The sequence below is a fragment of the Flavobacterium limi genome, assembly GCF_010645075.1.
GTDB lineage: Bacteria > Bacteroidota > Bacteroidia > Flavobacteriales > Flavobacteriaceae > Flavobacterium > Flavobacterium limi.
This window is the reverse complement of the sequence record NZ_JAADZV010000004.1, coordinates 337,889-359,536: the sequence shown is the minus strand read 5'-3', so window position 1 is coordinate 359,536 and position 21,648 is coordinate 337,889. Positions and strand designations below refer to the sequence as shown.

Below are 21,648 nucleotides of genomic sequence, written 5' to 3'. Positions count from 1 at the left end.
ATCATCCTTCAATTTTAGCCGAAAGTTCAAACCAACGTTCTTCTTTCTGAGCTATTTTGTTAATGATATTTTGTAATTCGTTTGCTTTTTTCTCTATATCAGTATCAGCAACTTTACCGTCGGAGAATAATTCTTCGATTTTAGTTTTCTCCATCTCTAAATCTTTGATTTCCCTTTCGATTTTTTGATATTCTTTTTGCTCGTTGAAAGTTAAATTTCCGGTTGGATTATTTTGTTTCCAGTCTTTCTTTTCGGCTTTGTTCTCTTCTTTTTGGGCTACATCTGCACTGTCTTCGTAAGCCCTGAAATCGGAATAGTTTCCTGGGAAATTTTCGATTTCACCGTTTCCTCTGAAAACAAATAAATGATCGACAATTTTGTCCATGAAATAACGGTCGTGTGAAACTACCAGTAAACATCCGGGATAGTCTAAAAGAAAGCTTTCCAGCACATTTAGCGTAACAATGTCAAGGTCATTTGTAGGTTCATCCAAAATTAAAAAGTTTGGATTCTGAATCAAAACAGTACATAAATACAGACGTTTTAATTCGCCGCCGCTTAATTTTTCAACATAGTCGTACTGCTTTTTAGCATCAAAAAGAAAACGTTCTAATAATTGTGAAGCCGAAATCATTCTGCCTTTGGCAAGAGGAATATATTCTCCGTATTCTTTTATAATATCAATAACACGCTGTCCGGGTTTTGGATTAATTCCCGATTGCGTGTAATATCCAACTTTTATGGTGTCACCTTTTACTACACGCCCGCTGTCCGGCGGAATTGTTCCTGTAAGAAGATTTAAAAATGTAGATTTCCCTGTTCCATTTTTACCGATAATCCCGATTCTCTCACCACGCTGAAAATCAAAACTAAAATTATCCAGAATAGTTTTGTCCTTGAATTTTTTAGAAAGTTTATGGAGCTCAATAATTTTACTTCCCATTCTTTCCATATTGATTTCAAGCTCGACTTTGTTTTCTTTTCGTCGGCTTTGGGCTTTTTCTTTGATAATATAGAAATCATCCTGACGTGATTTCGATTTGGTTGTTCTTGCTTTTGGCTGGCGGCGCATCCATTCTAACTCTTTTACAAATAAGTTTTTTGCTTTGTCAATACTGGCATTTTCAGAAGTGATGCGTTCTTCTTTTTTTTCTAAATAATAAGAATAATTTCCTTTATACTGATATAATTTTCCGTTATCTAGTTCTAAAATCTCGTTGCAGACACGCTCTAAAAAGAAACGGTCGTGAGTTACCATAAATAACGTAATGTTTTCTTTGGCAAAATAACTTTCAAGCCATTCGATCATTTCCAGGTCTAAGTGGTTGGTTGGCTCATCTAAAATCAATAGATCCGGGCGATTGATCAATATGATGGCTAATGAAAGGCGTTTTTTTTGCCCTCCTGAAAGATTTTTTACTTTAAGTTTGAAATCTTCCAGTTTTAATTTGAATAAAATTTGTTTGTATTGCGTTTCAAAATCCCAGGCATTATGCTGGTCCATTCCGTCAAAAGCTTTCTGGTAAGCTTCTTCATCTTCCGGATTTTCAAGTGCTTTTTCGTAAGCCTCAATTATTTTAAGCGTTTCATTGTCAGAAGCAAAAATACTTTCTTCAATAGTGAGTTCGTCCTGAAGATTATTATCCTGAGAAAGAAATGCCATTCTGATACCTTTTCTTAAAACAACTTGCCCTGTATCAGGCTCATCCAAACCATTAATAATGCTCATTATGGTTGTTTTTCCGGAGCCATTTTTAGCAATAAAAGCAATTTTTTGATCTTTGTTGATTCCGAATGAGATGTTGTCAAATAAGGTTCTTTCACCAAATGACTTAGATATGTTTTCTACAGAAAGGTAATTCACTTTGTAAATTATGAGTTATAAATTAATAAGTTATGAATTGTTTGCTAAAACATAACTGTTGCAAAAGTAAACTATTATATTACGATTTGCGAATTATTTGTGAAGATAGGAATTCAAGATTGAACTTAGGTCAAAATAATGTATTTGCTGTCGGACATTTAGAATAGGTTTCCTGATCAAAGCCTCATTAGTCAAATAATAATGCAGGCCATCTTCGGTTGTAATCCCTTCGATTTGATGGAAAGGAAGTTTGAGGTTGATTTTTCGTTTGTTCCCTGATAGGAAATCGTAATTTTTAAAATCATATAAAAGATATATGAAAGGTTTTCCTTTTGTTGAATAGCCACAAATAGCAATTAATTTTTTAGACTCTAAATAAATAGCACCCGTAACCAGGCCTTTTGTGTCAAGAGTGTTTTTTAATTGAGCAATATAGTTTCCAGGTTTGTTTGGTAAACTATAAATACTGGTATGCAATGATTTCCATTTTTTTGTAAAGAGATAAATACTGTCTTTTGTAACAATGAAAGCTTCACAATCAAAATTGGTTGTATTTGTTCTGTTTTGAGAAAAATCGTTTTGATCGGAATAAGTGAAAGAAATAGTCTCAATAATTGGTTTTTCTTTTAAGAATGTTTCTTTTCCGATTTTTAAGATTCTTAAATCAGTTCTGTTTCCGGCATAGTTATTTCCAAAATCACCTATATATAAATGGGAACTGTCTTGTGAAATTTCTTCCCAGTCATGATTAACAGTATTTTTCAGAGTTATTTTTTTTTTGATTTTACCCAAAGAGTCTAATCCGTAAATGGTTCTATCATGGTCATCATTATGTGTCCATAATAAATTGTCGAAAGAAATGAGCCCTGATGTTTCTTTAATAGAGTCATTTAAAGGCTTTGAATATTCAGGTTTGATTTTAAATGTTTGATACTGGCAGTTTCCATCATTCATAGTGGCCTTCGAATTGTAATTTTTTGATAAGGGATCAGTACATCCTGAAATTTGGCTGTAAGTGACAGTAATGGAAAAAAAGAAAATAAATAAATATTCTTTCATAATTAGAAACAATAAACTAAAATTTTAAAAGTTATGTTTAGACATTTATTGAAAATTGTAGTTGCAGAAATAAATAACAATGTAAAAAAGCTTTGTGAAAATGTTTTTTAAGTCAGAAATTTAACACTAAAAAAACGATTATGGTTTTTTTAACACTGTTAAATTTAATTAAAATTATTTTTTTGTTAAAAATACAAAAGTTATAATAATTTGCCTTAAACATATGTGTTTGATAATGAGATTGATGTATTTTTACTTAACTTTTATTATTGCTCATGTAATCTTTTTAAGTATATAATATAAAAATTGTCAATACATTTGCGCAAATTTTATTTTATTCTAATTTTATCCAAAAATGGGAGTTAGAAACGCGTAGCTGTGTTTTGTTACTAGAGATTAGAAAAATTTACAAGAAAAATACTATTACAAATTATTTAAATTAATATAAATATATAACAATCCCAAAAATACCTATTTATGAAAAAAATGTTTTTTGCTTTATTGCTAATTTCTACAGTTTCTCAAGCACAATATAGATTTAGATATGATAAGCTTTTTATAGAAGCAGGAGTAGGCCTTGCTGTTCCTTTGTCTAATATTTCACCTGAAGGCGAAGGTAATTCATTATCAATAACACATGCTCAGGGGTCTTTACGTTATATGCTTTCTGAAAATGTTGGGTTATTAGGGTCTTTAAGTTTCGATCAGTTTTCTAACAAACTTGAAAGGCAAAGTGAGCAGAAATTAGCCACCTTAGAACTTTGTTATAATTTAGGTAATGCTATTGATTTATCCAGAAGTTCAGGAGGGCAATTTGGGTTGCTTGTTCATGCAGGTGGAGGTATTGGTCAAATGTCAAGTGATGATGATTATAGTGATCTTGTAGGAGCTTTTATAGTTGGTGCTAAACCTTACATTGCAATAAATGAGAAAGTTTCTTTTTTCGCAGATCTTAGTTATAAAGCAATCGTAGAGCAGAATGTATATTATAACGGATTGAAAACGCCATATTCGTCTTCGAATGCTTTGTCAAGTAGTCAATTAGCACTTACGTTTGGGATTATTGTGGCTTTAGGACAAAATCGTTTCCACGCAGATTCAGCATATTAAACGAATATTTTATTAATGCCAATTTCCCATAATTAAATTAATCATGAAAATAGGAATTACTTTTAGTGCCTTTGATTTGCTTCATGCAGGACATATTACTATGTTAGAGGAGGCAAAACGTCAATGTGATTATTTAATTTGTGCATTACAAACGGATCCAACATTAGATCGGCCTGAGAAAAACAGGCCTACACAAACTGTTGTAGAACGTTATATTCAATTGAAAGGCTGTAAGTTCGTAGATGAGATTGTACCATACGCTACTGAGCAGGATCTGGAAGATATTTTGCGTTCGTTTAAAATTGATGTACGTATTATTGGAGATGAATACCGGGATAAAAACTTTACAGGACGTGAATATTGTGAATCTAAAGGGATAGAACTCTATTTTAATACCAGAGATCATCGTTTTTCAAGCAGCGGTTTAAGGAAAGTAGTAGCAGAAAAAGAAGCATTAAAGATAATTTAAGTAAAATGAAAAATAATACAAAAATTTACATTGCAGGTCATAAAGGAATGGTTGGTAGCGCTATTTGGAGGACACTTTCTAATAAAGGATTTTCAAATTTAATTGGAGCTTCGAGTAAAGAACTTGATCTTCGAAATCAACAAGCCGTTCGTGATTTCATAGCAGAAGAAAAACCTGAAGTTATTATTGATGCTGCTGCAAGAGTTGGTGGAATATTGGCCAACAACGATTATCCGTATCAGTTTATTATGGAGAATATGCAGATTCAGAATAATCTGATTGATGCAGCTTTACAGAACAGCATAGAAAAATTTATATTTTTAGGAAGCTCATGTATTTATCCAAAATTAGCTCCACAGCCATTAAAAGAAGATTATCTGTTGACTGATACTTTAGAGCCTACGAATGAATGGTATGCAATTGCCAAAATTACCGGAGTAAAAACTTGTCAGGCCATTAGAAAACAATTCGGTAAGGATTATGTGAGCCTGATGCCAACAAACTTATATGGGACACATGATAATTTTGATTTAAATACATCACACGTCTTACCGGCGATGATACGGAAATTTCATGAAGCGAAAGAAAATAATAATGCTCCTGTAATACTATGGGGCAGTGGAACGCCAATGAGAGAATTTTTATTTGTGGATGATATGGCTGAGGCGGTGGTCTTTGCTTTAGAAAATAAATTGCCAGATTACTTATATAACGTAGGAACTGGTGAAGATTTAACCATTAAACATCTGGCAGAAACCATTCAGAAAATTACAGGACATCAGGGAGAAATTATTTGGGATTCTACTAAGCCGGATGGCACTCCAAGAAAATTAATGGATGTTACCAAAATGCATGATTTGGGCTGGAAACATAAAATAGAACTTGAAGAAGGAATTCAAAAGACATATAATTGGTTTCTGGAAAATAAAGATGTTTTTAAACAAGTAAAAATATAGTTTCAGGTTAATAAAAGTTAGGAATTAATAATGTAATATCTTAACTTGAACATGAAATGTAAACTAAAAAAAAATCAATGAGTACACAAAAAGTAGCCCTTATAACAGGAATCACAGGTCAGGACGGATCGTATTTAGCCGAATTATTATTAGAAAAAGGATATCAGGTACATGGAGTTAAAAGACGGGCATCTTCTTTTAACACACAGCGAATTGATCATATTTATCAGGATCAGCATGAGGTACATGTTAACTTTAAATTACATTATGGAGATTTAACTGATTCAACTAATATTATTAGAATAATTCAGGAAGTTCAACCAGATGAAATTTATAATCTAGGCGCAATGTCCCATGTAAAAGTATCTTTTGATTCTCCGGAGTATGTGGCTAATGTGGACGGAATAGGAACTTTAAGAATATTAGAAGCAGTAAGGATTTTGGGATTATGCGACAAAACCAGAATTTATCAGGCTTCTACTTCTGAACTTTACGGCGGTATGGCAGAAAATAAAAATGAACGAGGTTTTTATGATGAAAACTCACCATTTTATCCGCGTTCTCCGTATGGTGCAGCCAAGATTTACGGTTTTTGGATAACAAAAAATTATCGTGAGGCGTATAATATGTTTGCATGTAATGGTATTTTGTTTAATCATGAGTCTCCAAGACGTGGTGAAACTTTTGTAACCCGTAAAATTACTATGGCTACTGCTGCTATTGCAAAAGGAAAACAAGAATGTCTTTATCTTGGGAATCTAAATTCACAAAGAGATTGGGGACATGCGAAAGATTATGTGGAAGCAATGTGGAGAATTTTACAGCAAGATACTCCTGAAGATTATGTAATAGCTACAGGTGTGACTACCTATATTAGAGATTTTGTTATTATGGCTTTTGCAGAGGTCGGAGTTACATTAACTTTTGAAGGAGAAAATGAAAATGAAGTAGCTAAAGTAGCCTCTTGCAATAACCCTTTATATCAATTAGAAACAGGAAAAGTAGTGGTACGTGTTGATCCTGAATATTATCGCCCTACAGAGGTAGATCTTCTAATTGGTGACCCTACAAAATCTAAAACTAAACTAGGCTGGAAACCACAATATGATTTAGCAGCTTTGGTTAAAGAGATGGTGGAAAGTGATTTGAAGTTGTATTAACTACAATTATTATTAGAAGATGTGGTTATAATAAAGATGTGAAAAAACTTTTTTACATCTTTATCTATTTTAATTAATTACTGATTCATTAAGAAGTTAAGAATAATTTTATTTCAAAAAATCAGATGTATACGGTTCTTTACTTAAATAATTAAATAATTAGAATGTTGAAATTTATCGCCCTAAGTGAATTGGTCATAACATTCAAAAGCTATCTACAATAAATGCAAAATGCAAAAAAAGTTATACTAAATACCGGGTTCCTGTATGGGAAAATGGTGATTTCAATATTTATAGCTTTATATTCCACTCGTATAGTTTTAACGGCACTTGGTGTTGCTGATTTTGGTATTTTCAATCTTATAGGAGGTGTTATAGCCATGTTGTCTTTTCTTAATTTAGCTATGACGACATCTACGCAAAGATTTATGTCTTTTTATTTAGGTGCAGGGGATGGTGGTAAATTAAATGAGATTTTTAGATCAAGCTTTTTACTGCATTTTGTAATTGGACTTTTAGTGGTTATATTGTTGGAAATAGCTAGTGTTTTTTTATTTGAGGGTTTTCTTAAAATCCCTTTAGATAGATTAGATACAGCAAAAACAATTTACCATTTTATGGTAGCTAGTACATTTTTTACAATTAATGCTGTACCATATGATGCTGTAATTAATGCACATGAAAATATGCTTTTTGATGCATTAACTGGAATTTTAGAATCATTTCTGAAATTAGGAATTGCATTTTCATTACTATATAGTGGTTTTGATAAATTAATTCTTTATGGTCTCTTAATGGTAATCCTTACGATTACAATTCGAGTAATTAAAAGTCTATATTGTTCTGCAAACTATGAAGAATGCAAACTTTTTTTAAAAAGACCCTTTGACCCAAATTTGTTAAAGGAAATGTTTTCTTTTGCTGGTTGGAATCTCTTTGGGGCTTTATGTAATATTGGGACTAGTCAGGGAATAGCCATTATTTTAAACTTTTTCTTTGGTACTTTGATTAATGCGGCATATGCCATTGCAAATCAGGTGAATGGACAGCTTTATGCTTTTGCAGCAAATATGTTAAAAGCACTTGGACCTCAAATTATGAAAAGCGAAGGAAGTGGAGACAGAAAAGGAATGCTACATTTGTCAATGTTAGCTAGTAAATATGGGTTTTATCTTTTAGCATTTTTTGCGATACCACTTATTTTTGAAATGCCTTTTGTTATAAAGTTGTGGCTAAATAAAGTACCAAATAATACCATTATTTTTTGTAGGCTGGTACTTCTCGCTACTATGGCAAACATGATTACTGTCGGTTTGCAGACTGCAATACAATCCGTAGGTAATATAAAATTATACCAAACTGTGATGGGAAGTCTTTTGTTACTAAATCTTCCTGTTGGCTGGTTATTACTTAAGTTCGGAAATCCACCTTATTCAATATTAATTTCATTAATTATAATCGAACTAATAGCTGGGAGTTTCAGAATATTTTTCTTACATTTAAAAGCAGGTCTTTCAGTTGTAGAATATATTAATAGTGTAATTGTTAAAATTATCATAGTGCTAACAATAACAATTTTGGGATCATTTGTTCCATACTATTTCTTAGAACAAGGATTTTTAAGATTAATTGCGTTAAGTTTTTTTTCTGCAGTAGTATTTATTATTTCACTCTATAATTTCGGAATAGATAAAAATGAGAAAATTCAAATTGACGGTTGGATACGATATAAGATTAAAAGTAAAAAATAAAATTTAGGATTCTAAGTTATATTTTACAAGTTTAAAATCAGAAATAAGTTAAGTCGATAAAATAGTATATTTAAGATATGAATTAAATGTAATTCTGTTAAAAACAGAACAATTATAACCATGTTAAAAAAAATAGAAGAAAAATTAGGTTTAATAGCATCTTTGAGTAATTTAAAATATAAATTTTATAAGAATAAATATTTTAAACTATATAATTTTAGTACACAAGAAATCTCATTTAGGCGAGATAGTGAAATTTTGTCGTCTGATGAATTAATTAAAAATTTAATTTATAAAGACGAAAATTGGAACTATATAATGAATATCCATCGTATGTTTATGTATAGATCAATTGGAATTAATATTAAACTAACTGATAACATTTGTGCTGATTATAAAGTAGAAAAATTATCCGAAAATAAATTAGCTTTCAAATCAAAAGGATTAAGAGATGATTGGATATATTATTATTTAAATAAATCTATTGAGGGCAATTTTGTGTTGGAGTTTAATTCGTTAATTAATACTAAATTCACAGAATTTCAAATAGCTTTTAAACATACATCTATAGCAGAGCGATATAGATTTAGAGTTATAGATAATCAAAAGTTAGTATTCGAGACAATTCATGGTGGCTATTTTTTGAATGAAATTCATAGTGTTCCATTTAGTTTTGAATTAGGAAAAAGTTATAATATAAAACTTTTAGTAAAAAATTATTTCTACAGTTTTATCGTCAATGACAAAGTAGTTATGACAATTGAAGACACAGCAAGGCTTTTAAACGATGGAGGAATTGCATTAATTTTTTGGGATGATAGCCTCGAAAGTAGTAGTAATATTGATCTTCTTGTTGAAAAACCGCATTTATATTCTGTAGTGTAGAAAGATCCATTGACCAATAGAATGCTTAATAATTATATAAAGTACATAAAACAAATTTTAATAAAACAAATTAATGAACTATATAACACACAAAATTCATAGATTGTCTCTAAGGCTAGATTCATTTTTAGCAAAAACTAAAATATTATTTGAGTTAATGCAGGTAAATGGAAAAACTATATTTCTTTTTGGATTTCCAATCCATGCAAATATGGGTGATCAGGCTCAGGCTTATTGTACTTTAAAATGGTTAAATCAGAATTATCCTGATTATAAGGTTTTTACATTTAATTGGAAAACTTCATATTCTCTTTCTTATAAATTACTAAGAAAAAAAATTGGAAAAGATGATTTGCTTTTTGGACATAGTGGGTATTTTTTTTATGATCATCATCTTGAGCTAAGAGTTTATCGTGAAGTAGCAGATTTATTTCCAGATTATAAATTTGTTATTATGCCTCAGACAATAAATATACAGGATAATGTAATTTTACAAAAAACTATTAAATCTTTAAATGGACATCCAAATATAACACTTCTTTGCAGAGATGAAATTTCTTATGAAAATGCAAAAAAAGATTTTCCTAATTGTAAGTTACTTCTATATCCGGATATTGTCACCTCTTTGATTGGTAAGAGAGTTTATTCAAATAAAAGAGATGGAATTCTCTTTGTTTTGCGTGATGATCTTGAAAAGTTTTACAGTTCGGATCAAATTATGGAATTGAGAAATCGTTTTAATGGAGTTTCAAAAACTGAAATAATGGATACCTCAATTAACTTATCTAACTATGAGATGAAAAAAAATAGAGAAAAGCTACTAAACGATATGCTGGATAAATTTTCTCATTTTAAGGTGATTATAACAGATAGATATCACGGGACTATTTTCTCTTTAATTACTTCTACACCAGTAATTGTTTTAGACTCTTCTGATCATAAGTTGAGTAGTGGTGTTAAATGGTTTCCAGAAACTTTTAATAAGCATGTGTTTTTTGCCCGAAATCTTGATCAAGCATACGAATTTGCGACGCATGTATTGTCCTCAGAAACAACTTATAAGTTGGATCCTTATTTCGATGAAAATTATTACTCTAAGTTGTTGAGTAAACTTTAATTTTTAACTATTTTCCAGGATAGTTTAGTTAAATTAAGCAATGTTGTGTTTAAAAATACTAATCAAATGTATGAATGGAAATAAACTGCAATATGATTAATTTCGATTTACTACTAATATAAAAATTATGCATTCTAATCCAAAGGTCACAGTTGCCATCCCTGTTTACAATACAGAACCTTATGTGGCTAAATGTTTAAATTCTGTTTTTAATCAAGACTATAATAATATAGAAATCTTGATTACATATGACATTAGTAGTGATAATAGTTTGCAGACAACTATTGATGTCTTAAAAAACAGTACCTTCCCTTATAGAATAATTGAAAAAAAAGAAGAAGATAAAGGTCTTGGTAAGGCTAGAAATATTATTATTGATAATTTTCAAGGGGATTATCTTTTCTTTCTAGATTGTGATGATTATATAGAACCACTTACAATTAGTTTATTAGTTAAAGAAGCGATTGCAAATGACGCAGATGTAGTTGGAGCCTCACACAGGAGTGTAGATGAAAATGGAAACATAATCACTTTATTTCAATATGACCGCAAAAGAATATTTGATAATGTGATGCTGAGGCATTATATTTATGTTGAAAATGGTTATTATTCAGTATATGCCTGGAACAAACTCTATAAATCTTCTTTTTTGAAAGAAAATAATATTAGATGTATTCATAATATTATTGATGATGCTGCATTTTCTTTTTCAGTCATTAAAAATAATAATAAAATTGTTCTATTGCCTGAAATTACACTTAACTATCTTATACGCAGTTCGTCAATAACTAATGCGGTTATGTATAAAGATGTGTCAATAGCTACAGCGAATAATTTTTTGGATATTCGTGATTTTATATATTCATCAAATATGGGTAAAAATGACTTAATAACTAATTGTAGCAATCTTGATGCTTTTGTTTTTAGTTATATTTCGACGGTCAGAAATTCTTATAAAAGTGTAAGTATTCCATATCAGGATAAAATAAAACTCTGCAAATCGGCATTTATAACACCAGAGATACCATTGACAAATTTTTTTAAGGTATTAAAGTCCAAAAAAACAAGTTTGATGCTTCTTTTAGCAGTTAAAGTATTACCTTTTAGAATTAATATGCTTTTAGTTAAGCTCTATCATAAAATTAAGCGGGTATGAGGGTTCTTTGGTTTACAAATTCGTCGGTCGATTACCAAGAGCATATAACTGGCTATAATGGTGGTGGCTGGATGACTTCATTAAAGAACGTCTTAGACAAAGAAAAAGATATCGAATTAGGGATTTCGTTTTTGCTTGAAGATACTGAATTTAAAAAAAAAATTAATGGTACGACATACTATCCTGTTTCTCACCAATCAGGCATTTTAGATAAAGTTATTTCTAAACTTAAATATGGAAATAATTTAAATAAACGTTTCAGGAATTCGGATGAGCAATATGTGAAGAAATTTGTGGATGTGATTAACGATTTTAAACCTTCCGTTATTCATATCTGGGGAACTGAAAAAAATTTTGGTTTAATATGTGAACACACTAAGATTCCTGTAATTATTCATTTACAAGGAATAATTAATCCTTATTTGAATGCTTTTTTTCCACCAAACATTTCTCTTAAAGATTTTATTATTAAAGATGGTTTAAATCCATTTTCTATCAGTAAAAACAGAAAAGAATATAATGGCTGGAAATATATTGCAGATAGAGAAAAAAAAATATTCAGGAACTGTAAATATTTTATGGGCCGCACAGATTGGGATAGGATTTTAACTGAAATTTATTCGAAAGATGCGACTTATTTTCATTGTGAAGAAGCATTAAGAGATGAATTTTATACAGCTTTAAAATGGAAACCGCAAAAATCCAATAAAGCTAAAATTGTGACAACAATATCTGGTCCCTTGTATAAAGGAGGTGATTTATTGTTGAAAGTTGCGAATTTATTGAAGAAAGAATTAGATTTAGATTTTGAATGGGAAGTTTACGGAATCGATAATCTCCAAGTTCAGGAAAAATTAATAGGGATTAATACCTCTGATGTAAATTTGGTTTTAAAAGGAATGGGAACTTCAGAACAAATACGTTTAGCATTGCAAACAGCAAATGTTTTTGTTCATCCTTCTTATATTGACAACTCCCCTAATAGTGTATGTGAGGCTCAAATTTGTGGAGTACCTGTAGTCGCTTGTAATGTAGGTGGTATGTCAACATTGATTAAAAATAATGTAACTGGAGTTGTTGTGCCGGCTAATGACCCGTATACAATGGCTTATAGCATTAAAGAAATATGTACAAAGGACGCTATTGCAGAAAAAATTTCTACAGAAGCCGTAAAGGCGGCAAATAAAAGGCATAATCGTGATGAAATTGTAATGAATTTAATTTCTATATACAAAATACTTTATGATAGTCAAAATTCATAGAATAGGTAGTAAGTTTCTTAATAACATAATTAACTCCTTTAATTGGCGTTGGGGGCGCTTTAAAATGAAGTCGTATGGTATTACATATGGAAAAAACCTCATAGTCCAAGGTGATTTATACCTAAAAACAGGAGTTAATTTTAAAGCAGAGATAGGAGATAATTGCTTCTTTAAAAGTGGAAGAGGACTCAACCCCTTAAGTAGAAATATAAGGACTTCCATTCATATTGAAGATGGTGCGTCATTAGTTATCGGCGATCATTGTGGATTCAGCTCAGTTTGCTTATGGTCACATAAATCTATATGGATAGGCAATAATGTGAACATTGGGGCTGATACTATTATTCTTGATTCAGATGCGCATTCTTTGTCATTTCTTGATAGACGTGTTGACGAATTGGATCAAAAGAACAAAGTAAGTAAGGCTATTATAATCGGTGATGATGTGCTTATAGGAACCAGATGTATAATTCTTAAGGGGGTAACAATTGGAGCGCGCTCAATAGTTGGAAGTGGAAGTATTGTTTTGCATGATATACCCGAAGACTGTATTGCTGCAGGAAATCCAGCAAAAGTGATAAGACGAATTAATGAAGTTATAGGATGATATACGTAGTTTTTTGCGATAGACTTGGTAATAATCTTTTTCAGTTAGGAGCAGCATTGTCTCTAAGTTCTGAAATTACAATATGTGTACCTTTAGAAAACGAATATCAATTAACTCTTAAATATAAGGATACTTTTTTCAAGGGATTTCCCATTTTAGATTATATTCCTAATGGTATTGATATCTATGAAGAACCTTTTTATCATTATAGTGAGATACCTTATTCTGCGGGTAATGATTTGATTATTAAAGGATATTTTCAGTCTTATAAGTACTTAAATAGAGATAAAGTGTTGGATCAGTATGCCGTTGACAAATCTACCTTTGAGTTTATTCAGCAAAATTATCCAGAAATCTTAAATGGAGGATATACAAGTATTCATGTAAGAAGAGGGGATTATCTTAAAGTATTGTACAAACATCCATTTTGTGGAATAAATTATTATTTAAAGGCAATTAACCTAATAGGAAAAAAAGAGAATTTTATTGTGGTAAGCGATGATATCGGGTGGTGTAAAAATAATATAAAATTAAGAAATGTTATATATGTAGAGAACACGTCTCCTATTATAGATTTGTATATTCAATCGTTTTGCGATAACAATATCCTTAGTAACAGTTCTTTTAGCTGGTGGGGAGCATATTTGAATAATAACAATAATAAAAAAGTTATTATGCCAAGTTTGTGGTTTGGATACCGGTTTAAAGTAGATGTAAAAGATTTAATTTTGCCTTCATACATAGTTATTAAAAATAGATATAGTTTGATTTTGTTTTTTAAATCATTAGTTCAGGTGATTAACGAAAAAAAAATATTTTTAAAGAAAGTAAATGTTTTTTAAAATAAATAACGTCCAATTTAAAAGATGCTTGTCATTAGGAATCCTTTTTTTTTCAGGAACAGGATTTAATATTCTCCAGATGAGCGGTGGTCTTATAATCTGGCTATTGATTTTGTTGCTTTTAAATTTTAAAAATTTACGTAAGGTTTTGTTGCATGATTTATTGGCTATAATAATCATATGTTCTATTCTGTTTATATTTTATTCTTTTAAAAGTAATGAAATACCCTATTTTATCTTTGTTGCTATAGTTTCTTCGTATATTATTTTACTAAATTATCGTACAGCTAATTTTCAAAATAAATTCATAAGTGATATTACACTGCTTCTTAGATTTTATATGTACTGGACTTTAGTACATGTTGTATTTTTATTTATTGGGCAATCATTGTTTCAACCAACTTATGTTAATTCTTATTATCGTCAAATAGGTTATGTTTTATGGTATATTGATTCTGGGGGGCCATCTTTTTTAAATAATTACAGATTGTGCGGATTAGCTTGGGAGCCGGGTATTTGGCAAATGTATTTAAATATGAATCTTTTGCTCATGTTTTATTGGAAAAAAAGGTTAGTTGAAATTCTTTTGTCAATACTTGCAATTATATTTACGTTCTCAACGACTGGAATACTTCTGATGTTATTTGTTGTGCTTTCATATTTCCTATATATTAAATCAGTAAAAAATGTAAAGGCTATAATTATTCCAATACTAATACTATTAAGTTTATCAACTCTAATAATTAGTAATGTTACAGATAAATTTCAAGGAAGCGGAGCTACTTCGTCTATGGTAAGGTTAGGAGATTTCAGCTTGGGACTAAAAATGCTTGAAAGAAGCCCTATAATAGGTGAAGATCCTAAAAGTACACTGAATTCTTCTGATCAAATGATCCTAAAAGTAAGAGAACAAAATTGGGATGATTCATTACAGGGAGATAAAACGGGATATTTGGATGCAGAAATGGTAAATGGATTTTTTATTTTTTTATTAGATTTCGGATTAATTGTAGGCGGGTATTTACTATGGAAAACGTATAATTTTAACTTGTTTACGAATAATAAACTGAGAAATATATTTATTACTATTATTATACTGACACTTTTATCTGAACCAATTTCCCGTACAGGTTTTTTCTTCTTTTTTGTGCTCGCATCAATTATAATCGTTCAGAAAAAGAAAAAAAATATTTTAAATAATTCATTAAAAATAGATTATTGATTCATGAATAATAATGTGATAACTATCGTAACTGCAACTTATAATGCAGGTAAATATTTAGAAAAATGTTTAAACAGCATTATTCCTCAATTAAATAATGAAGTGGAATTAATTATTATAGATGGAGGGTCAAAAGATAATACTATTGATATTATAAAAAAGTATCAAAACCATATTTCACATTTTGTTTCAGAACCAGATAAAGGTATTTACGATGCATGGAATAAGGGAATTGAAAAAGCATCAGGAAACTGGGTTATGTTTATTGGGGCCGATGATCAATTAGTGCCTGATGCCTTAGAGAGTTACCGCCAGTTTATTTATAATAATGGAGGCGCAAATGATATCGATTTAATATCATCGAAAGTTCAAATGATTGATGAAAATGGCAAAACCATTAGAATCAAAGGCTGGCCTTTTTTATGGCCAATGTTTTTAAAAGAAATGACAATTGCGCATCCGGGAGCTTTACATGCAAAAAAGCTTTTTGAAAAATATGGTAATTATGATATCAATTACAAAATTGTTGGTGACTACGAATTACTTCTTAGGGGAAAAGATTCTTTAAAAACTTTATATCTGGACAAGGTAAGCGTGATTATGAGCGAAGGTGGTGCCAGCGACAGTGTGAAATCAATTAAAGAACAATATAAAGCAGTTGTTTCCACAGGAAAACAGCCCAAATATTTGGCATTTATTAATATTGCTATCATATATTGTAAATTTAAAATTAAAAAATCTTTTCGAAAAATTGGCTTAAATTTATATCTGCGTAAGTCTTATTAAATATTATCTACATAATAACAGAAATTATATTAAAATAAAAATGACTAAAAAGAGGAACATATTACTAATCGGTGGTGCAGGTTTTATAGGGACAAATTTATTGAACGCTTTTATTGATAATGATGCATATAATATGTTTGTTTTGGAAACTCCATTTGCAAATATTTCCAAACTGCAGCATTTAGAAAAAGAAATTACAATTTTTAAGGGAGTATTGGCAGATTATGATTTGCTGCAATCCATTATATTAGATCATAATATTAATGTTGTAATTCATTTAGTTTCTACATTAGTTCCGGGAAGCTCTTATGATGATTACAAAAGAGAATTCGAAAATATAATTTTTCCGACTGTTCGTTTAATGGGATTATGTGCTGAAAAGAATATTAAGTTTATATATTTCTCTTCTGGGGGAACCATTTACGGCAATAATTCACAAGGAAAGTTTTTAGAGACAGATCTTAGAGAGCCAATTTCTTACTACGGACTTTCCAAGCAAATAATTGAAGACAGTATTTTGTTTGAGCATAGAAGAGCTAATCTCAGATACTTAATTGTCAGACCATCAAATCCTTTTGGACCGGGGCAATCGTTAAATGGAGTGCAGGGTTTAATTGCTGTGGCTATAGGCAAAATCATGGCAAACGAACCTATAACTATATGGGGAGATGGAAGCAGTATTAGAGATTATATCTATATAGATGATCTTGTACGTATAATGTATGAACTTATTAATAAAAATGTCGAAAATGAAATAATAAATATCGGAAGTGGTATTGGTCATTCAATAAATGATATTTTGTTGCATTTAAGAAATATAGCAGGAGACAAGTTAATGGTTAAATACGAGACATCTCGTTCAGTTGACGTAACAAGCGTTATATTAGATATTTCAAAACTTGAATCGTTTATAGAAATCAAAAATACGCCGTTAGAGGATGGCATAAGAATGTTCTACAATGATGTCAAATTAATTTTAAAAATTTAATGGACAGTAAGCCTTATTTATCTATTTGTATTCCAACTTATAATCGTTTAGAAATCCTGGCCAATACTTTGGATAGTATTTATGCTGATTTAAATGATGTTGATATAGAAGATTTTGAAGTCGTAATATCTGATAATCAGCCCAATCACTCGACTAAAGAACTTATTGATAAATTCAATTTTAAAAATTTGCATTATCATGCTTCCAAAAGCATTGGTTTTCTAAATTCTTTTGATGTGCTAAAGCTGGGTAATGGTATGTTCCTGAAATTGCATAATAATTATACTATGTTTAGAAAGGGTTCTTTGAAGCAAATGATTAATGAAATAAAAGAAAATTCGATAGACAGACCTGTTATTTTTTATACCAATGGATTAAATCAATTTGGCGGTATCAAAAGATTTGATTCGTATAATTCATTTATGTATGGATTGTCATATTTATCATCATGGAGTTCAGGATTTGGCATTTGGAAAAAGGATTTCGAAAATGTATGTGATACAATTGAAGTTAATAACTATTTTCCACAGACTTCTTTATTAGTAAGTCAAACCCAGAAATCAAATTATATTATAAATGATATACCGATTTTTGATAATCAGGATATTCCTAAAAAAGGAGGGTACAACATATTTAAGGTTTTTTCTGTTGATTACGTTTCATTAATTGAAAAAGTGCATAACAGGGAAGAAATTTCAAAGGAAACATTTAACAAGATAAAAAAAGATCTGCTTTTAGATTATCTGTCTGTAAGATATTTTAAAACAGTAATTGTAAGGATGGATAATTTTGAGAAAAATAATATAAAAGAAAGCATCCAAATCCATTATTCTGCATTCATGTATTATATAATGATTGGGACAGCTTTATTTGCGCCTGTCAAAGCTTTAATTCGAAAAGTGAAAGTGTTTTTTTACATCAAAAGTTATAATTAGTCTATGAAAATTGCAATACTAGGAACAAGGGGAATTCCTAATTATTATGGAGGTTTTGAACAATGTGCTGAGTATTTGGCTGTTGGTTTGGTAAAAAGAGGCTTTGAAGTCATTGTTTACAACTCTCATAATCATCCTTATCAGGAAAAAGTATGGAATGGTATTCAGATTATACACTGCTACGATCCTGAATATAAACTAGGAACGGCAGGACAATTCATTTATGATTTGAACTGTATTTTAGATGTCAGGAAACAAAATTGCGATATAATTCTGCAATTGGGATATACCAGCAGTTCCATTTGGGGATGGCTAATGCCTAAGAAAGCAATAGTAACAACCAATATGGATGGTTTGGAATGGAGAAGAACCAAGTATTCTGAAAAAGTCAAGAAATTTTTGAAATGGGCAGAATCTTTGGGAGTAAAATACAGTGATTTTCTTATTTCAGATTCTATTGGAATTCAAAATTATTTAAAAGAAACATATAAGGCGGATTCTACTTATATAGCATATGGGGCAACTCTTTTTGAAAATAATGATGATAAGGTCCTTAATGACTATAATTTATCAGCCTATAAATATGACATGTTAATTGCAAGATTAGAACCAGAAAATAGTATTGAAATTATTTTGGACGGAGTAGCAAAGGCAAATCTTTCACGTCCTTTTTTAGTAATTGGCAATCATAAAACTTCTTATGGGGATTATTTAAAAAATAAATTTTCTTCATCTTCCCAAATTCAGTTTATTGGAGGAATATATAATATTGAAGTGTTGAATAATTTACGGTTTTACTCAAACTTATACTTTCACGGACACACGGTTGGGGGGACTAATCCATCCTTGTTAGAAGCAATGGCTTCAAATAGTTTAATCTGTGCGAATGATAATGATTTTAACCGCTATATTTTAGGCACAGATGCTTTATATTTTAAGGATCAGAATGATGTTGCAGATCACCTGAAAAATGTAAATTACGTGGATGAGTCTTTTCAAATGATGTTAAGTGAAAATAGAAAAAAAATTACCAATATTTACGACTGGGAACTTATTATAGATCAGTATGCAAATCATTTTAGAGATATAATAGAGATAAAAGTTAATACTAATTAAAATATGGAAATTTTACAAAAACTTTCTAATTTTCGTTTTTCTCGTTACTTTAAGCTTTTGTTTGTAATTTGGGACGTAATATTGCTAAATACAGCTATTGTATTGTCTGCATGGGCACGTTTTGGGAATTTAGATAAACTCTTTCTCAAGGAGGTACAAACGGTGTCTTTTTTATCCAATTTAATCTGGATAGCTTTATTGTTGCGTAATGATTCCTATCGTATTGTACGAATCGAGCCTTTGGAATCTATTTTAAAAAGAACGACTAAAAAATTTATATTCCATATTGCAATTATTGCATTTTTTGTACTTTTTTTAAAGTATACACAGATTTCCAGGCTTCGGCTACTTTATTTTTACGCCTTTTTCTTTTGTCTTTTAATGCTTTCCAGATTTTTATCGATGGAGCTTTTAAAATTTATTCGTGCAAAAGGGTACAATTTTAAGAATATAATTATAATAGGAGCTAACGACGCAGGAGAACGAATTCGTAAAACATTGTCAAGAGATTTAACTTACGGTTATCGTTTTTTAGGTTTTTTTGATGAAAAAGTAGATCCTTTTGCTTTTATTTCCTCACCGGTATTAGGCGGATTTGATGATGTTGAGAAGTATATAATTACTAATCAGGTGGATGAGATGTATGTAGCATTGCATATTGATAATGTAGATGTAATAAGCAAATTGATAAAAATCTGTGAACATCACATGGTACGTATTAAGTTTATTCCGGACTTTCAATTGTATACTAAATCAAGCAAGGTTGAAATTTCATTTTATGATAATACACCTGTATTGATGTTTAGGACAGAGCCTTTAGAGTATACTGTCAACAGATTATTGAAGAAAGCATTTGATATCGTTTTTTCTCTGGCAGTAATACTATTGATTTTTCCGTGGCTTTTTCCGATAGTAATGATTTTGATCAAAATGGAATCGCCGGGGCCAGTTTTTTTTAGACAAGAGAGGTCTGGGCGTGATAATGAATCATTTTTTTGCTGGAAGTTTAGAAGTATGAGAGTTAACAAACAAGCTGATAAATTACAAGCTGGAAAAGGAGATGCACGTATTACTAAATTTGGGGCATTTATGCGTAAAACAAGCATAGATGAATTGCCTCAGTTTTTTAATGTTTTTTTAGGTGATATGTCCGTGGTAGGTCCACGTCCACATATGGTTAACCATACAAAACAATATACTGATTTAATTGGTAATTATCTGGTACGTCAATATACAAAGCCAGGCATTACAGGCTGGGCTCAGGTAAATGGCTATCGTGGTGAGACTAAAGAATTGATAGATATGGAAAACAGAGTAGAATATGATATATGGTATATTGAAAACTGGAGTATTTTATTAGATATCAAAATCATTATTAAAACTGTTATCAATGTATTTAAAGGTGAAGAAAATGCTTATTAAGTTTGTTTTTAGTTTGTAATATCATTTTAAAGTAGTAATTTAATGTTACAAATAATTAAAGTTAGATTACTTTTCTAATCTAAATCAATTAATAAATAAAAATTAAAGCTATTGCCTTATATTTGTTACATAAATCCACAATTCTAATGAATTTCAATCTTTCCAATCTTTTCAATAAAAGTATATTTTTTTTGCTTTTATTCTTATTTTTTTCCTGCGCCTCTAAAAAAGATATTGTTTACTATCAAAACATCGATGGAGCAAATGTGTCACAAAATACTGTTTCTTATGAAGTTAAAATCCAGCCAGACGATTTATTAATGATCATCGTATCTGCTGAGGATCCAGAAATAGCGAGTCCATTTAATTTAGCAGTAGTATCAATACCAAATCCAAATAATATACAGCTTGCTACAAATCAACAAACTGTCCAGTCTTATTTAGTAGATCGAAATGGTAATATTGAGTTTCCTGTTATAGGGAAATTGCAGGTTGGAGGCTTAACCAGAACAGAAGTGTTACAATCTTTAAAAGATAAAATTGCGGTTTATATTAAAAATCCAATCATTAACCTCAGAATAGTTAATTTTAAAATTTCATTACAAGGAGAGGTAACTTTACCCGGAACTTATTCTATAAACTCAGAAAGGGTTACCCTAATTGAAGCTTTAAGCATGGCAAAAGATTTAACTATTTATGGCAAAAGAAATAATATTTTAATTATACGTGAAATTAATGGTGTAAAATCATATAACAGAGTTGATATTACGAAAGCAGATTTTATCAATTCACCTTTTTATTATCTGGCACAGAATGACGTGGTGTATGTTGAGCCTAATAATACTAAGATTAATGCAGCAGCAGTTGGCCCTAATACTTCTGTTATCATATCGGCAATTTCTATTTTAATATCGCTCTCTGTTCTACTTTTTAAATAAAAC

The 21,648-nt window shown here is 30.2% G+C and carries 20 protein-coding genes; 18 read left to right on the top strand and 2 right to left on the bottom strand.

What is annotated here, in order from left to right:
• Position 1 precedes the first annotated feature (1 nt).
• A complete protein-coding gene (locus GXM16_RS11000; RefSeq protein WP_163394421.1) occupies positions 2-1,864 on the bottom strand; it encodes an ABC-F family ATP-binding cassette domain-containing protein in 1,863 nt (620 codons plus the stop codon).
• Between the two features lie 93 nt (positions 1,865-1,957).
• Positions 1,958-2,923, bottom strand: coding sequence for a T9SS C-terminal target domain-containing protein (locus GXM16_RS10995; RefSeq protein ID WP_163394420.1), 966 nt, complete (start codon positions 2,921-2,923; stop codon positions 1,958-1,960).
• Between the two features lie 477 nt (positions 2,924-3,400).
• Here GXM16_RS10995 and GXM16_RS10990 point away from each other — a divergent pair, with 477 nt between their 5' ends.
• The 18 genes from GXM16_RS10990 to GXM16_RS10905 all read left to right on the top strand — a co-directional run bounded on the left by GXM16_RS10990 (position 3,401) and on the right by GXM16_RS10905 (position 21,645).
• Positions 3,401-4,033, top strand: coding sequence for an outer membrane beta-barrel protein (locus GXM16_RS10990; RefSeq protein WP_163394419.1), 633 nt, complete (start codon positions 3,401-3,403; stop codon positions 4,031-4,033).
• Positions 4,034-4,076: 43 nt separating this feature from the next.
• Entirely contained in the window at positions 4,077-4,502 is a 426-nt protein-coding gene (locus GXM16_RS10985; protein WP_163394418.1) for an adenylyltransferase/cytidyltransferase family protein, read from the top strand.
• A 5-nt stretch (positions 4,503-4,507) separates the two neighbouring features.
• Positions 4,508-5,458 carry a GDP-L-fucose synthase family protein gene (locus tag GXM16_RS10980; RefSeq protein ID WP_163394417.1) on the top strand — a complete coding sequence of 317 codons (951 nt, stop codon included), beginning with the start codon at positions 4,508-4,510 and terminating at the stop codon, positions 5,456-5,458.
• Between the two features lie 77 nt (positions 5,459-5,535).
• The gene (gene gmd / locus GXM16_RS10975; protein WP_163394416.1) at positions 5,536-6,618 is read left to right on the top strand and encodes a GDP-mannose 4,6-dehydratase; all 1,083 of its coding nucleotides are present in this window, start codon (positions 5,536-5,538) and stop codon (positions 6,616-6,618) included.
• Positions 6,619-6,842: 224 nt separating this feature from the next.
• Entirely contained in the window at positions 6,843-8,369 is a 1,527-nt protein-coding gene (locus GXM16_RS10970; protein WP_163394415.1) for a lipopolysaccharide biosynthesis protein, read from the top strand.
• Between the two features lie 120 nt (positions 8,370-8,489).
• Complete coding sequence (locus GXM16_RS10965) at positions 8,490-9,254, top strand: hypothetical protein (protein WP_163394414.1); 765 nt, start codon at positions 8,490-8,492, stop codon at positions 9,252-9,254.
• Between the two features lie 73 nt (positions 9,255-9,327).
• On the top strand, positions 9,328-10,371 hold the full coding sequence (locus GXM16_RS10960) for a polysaccharide pyruvyl transferase family protein (RefSeq protein WP_163394413.1): 1,044 nt from the start codon (positions 9,328-9,330) through the stop codon (positions 10,369-10,371).
• A 127-nt stretch (positions 10,372-10,498) separates the two neighbouring features.
• A complete protein-coding gene (locus GXM16_RS10955; protein WP_163394412.1) occupies positions 10,499-11,527 on the top strand; it encodes a glycosyltransferase family 2 protein in 1,029 nt (342 codons plus the stop codon).
• Complete coding sequence (locus tag GXM16_RS10950; RefSeq protein WP_163394411.1) at positions 11,524-12,789, top strand: glycosyltransferase; 1,266 nt, start codon at positions 11,524-11,526, stop codon at positions 12,787-12,789. Before GXM16_RS10955 ends, GXM16_RS10950 begins: the two co-directional genes overlap by 4 nt.
• A 64-nt stretch (positions 12,790-12,853) precedes the next feature.
• Complete coding sequence (locus GXM16_RS10945; RefSeq protein ID WP_208797381.1) at positions 12,854-13,396, top strand: acyltransferase; 543 nt, start codon at positions 12,854-12,856, stop codon at positions 13,394-13,396.
• Positions 13,393-14,238: an alpha-1,2-fucosyltransferase gene (locus GXM16_RS10940; protein WP_163394409.1), complete on the top strand. Its 846-nt coding sequence runs from the start codon at positions 13,393-13,395 to the stop codon at positions 14,236-14,238. The genes GXM16_RS10945 and GXM16_RS10940 overlap by 4 nt, the downstream gene beginning before the upstream one ends.
• 28 nt (positions 14,239-14,266) lie before the next feature.
• Positions 14,267-15,460: a hypothetical protein gene (locus tag GXM16_RS10935; RefSeq protein ID WP_163394408.1), complete on the top strand. Its 1,194-nt coding sequence runs from the start codon at positions 14,267-14,269 to the stop codon at positions 15,458-15,460.
• A 3-nt stretch (positions 15,461-15,463) separates the two neighbouring features.
• Positions 15,464-16,246 carry a glycosyltransferase family 2 protein gene (locus GXM16_RS10930; RefSeq protein WP_163394407.1) on the top strand — a complete coding sequence of 261 codons (783 nt, stop codon included), beginning with the start codon at positions 15,464-15,466 and terminating at the stop codon, positions 16,244-16,246.
• Positions 16,247-16,286: 40 nt separating this feature from the next.
• Complete coding sequence (locus GXM16_RS10925; RefSeq protein ID WP_163394406.1) at positions 16,287-17,234, top strand: NAD-dependent epimerase/dehydratase family protein; 948 nt, start codon at positions 16,287-16,289, stop codon at positions 17,232-17,234.
• Positions 17,234-18,169, top strand: coding sequence for a glycosyltransferase (locus tag GXM16_RS10920; RefSeq protein WP_163394405.1), 936 nt, complete (start codon positions 17,234-17,236; stop codon positions 18,167-18,169). Before GXM16_RS10925 ends, GXM16_RS10920 begins: the two co-directional genes overlap by 1 nt.
• Before the next feature lie 3 nt (positions 18,170-18,172).
• Positions 18,173-19,285 (top strand): DUF1972 domain-containing protein, encoded by a 1,113-nt coding sequence (locus GXM16_RS10915; RefSeq protein ID WP_163394404.1) that lies wholly within the window; start codon positions 18,173-18,175, stop codon positions 19,283-19,285.
• Between the two features lie 3 nt (positions 19,286-19,288).
• Positions 19,289-20,707, top strand: coding sequence for an undecaprenyl-phosphate glucose phosphotransferase (locus GXM16_RS10910; protein WP_163394403.1), 1,419 nt, complete (start codon positions 19,289-19,291; stop codon positions 20,705-20,707).
• Positions 20,708-20,853: 146 nt separating this feature from the next.
• The gene (locus GXM16_RS10905; protein ID WP_163394402.1) at positions 20,854-21,645 is read left to right on the top strand and encodes a polysaccharide biosynthesis/export family protein; all 792 of its coding nucleotides are present in this window, start codon (positions 20,854-20,856) and stop codon (positions 21,643-21,645) included.
• Positions 21,646-21,648: the final 3 nt, after the last annotated feature.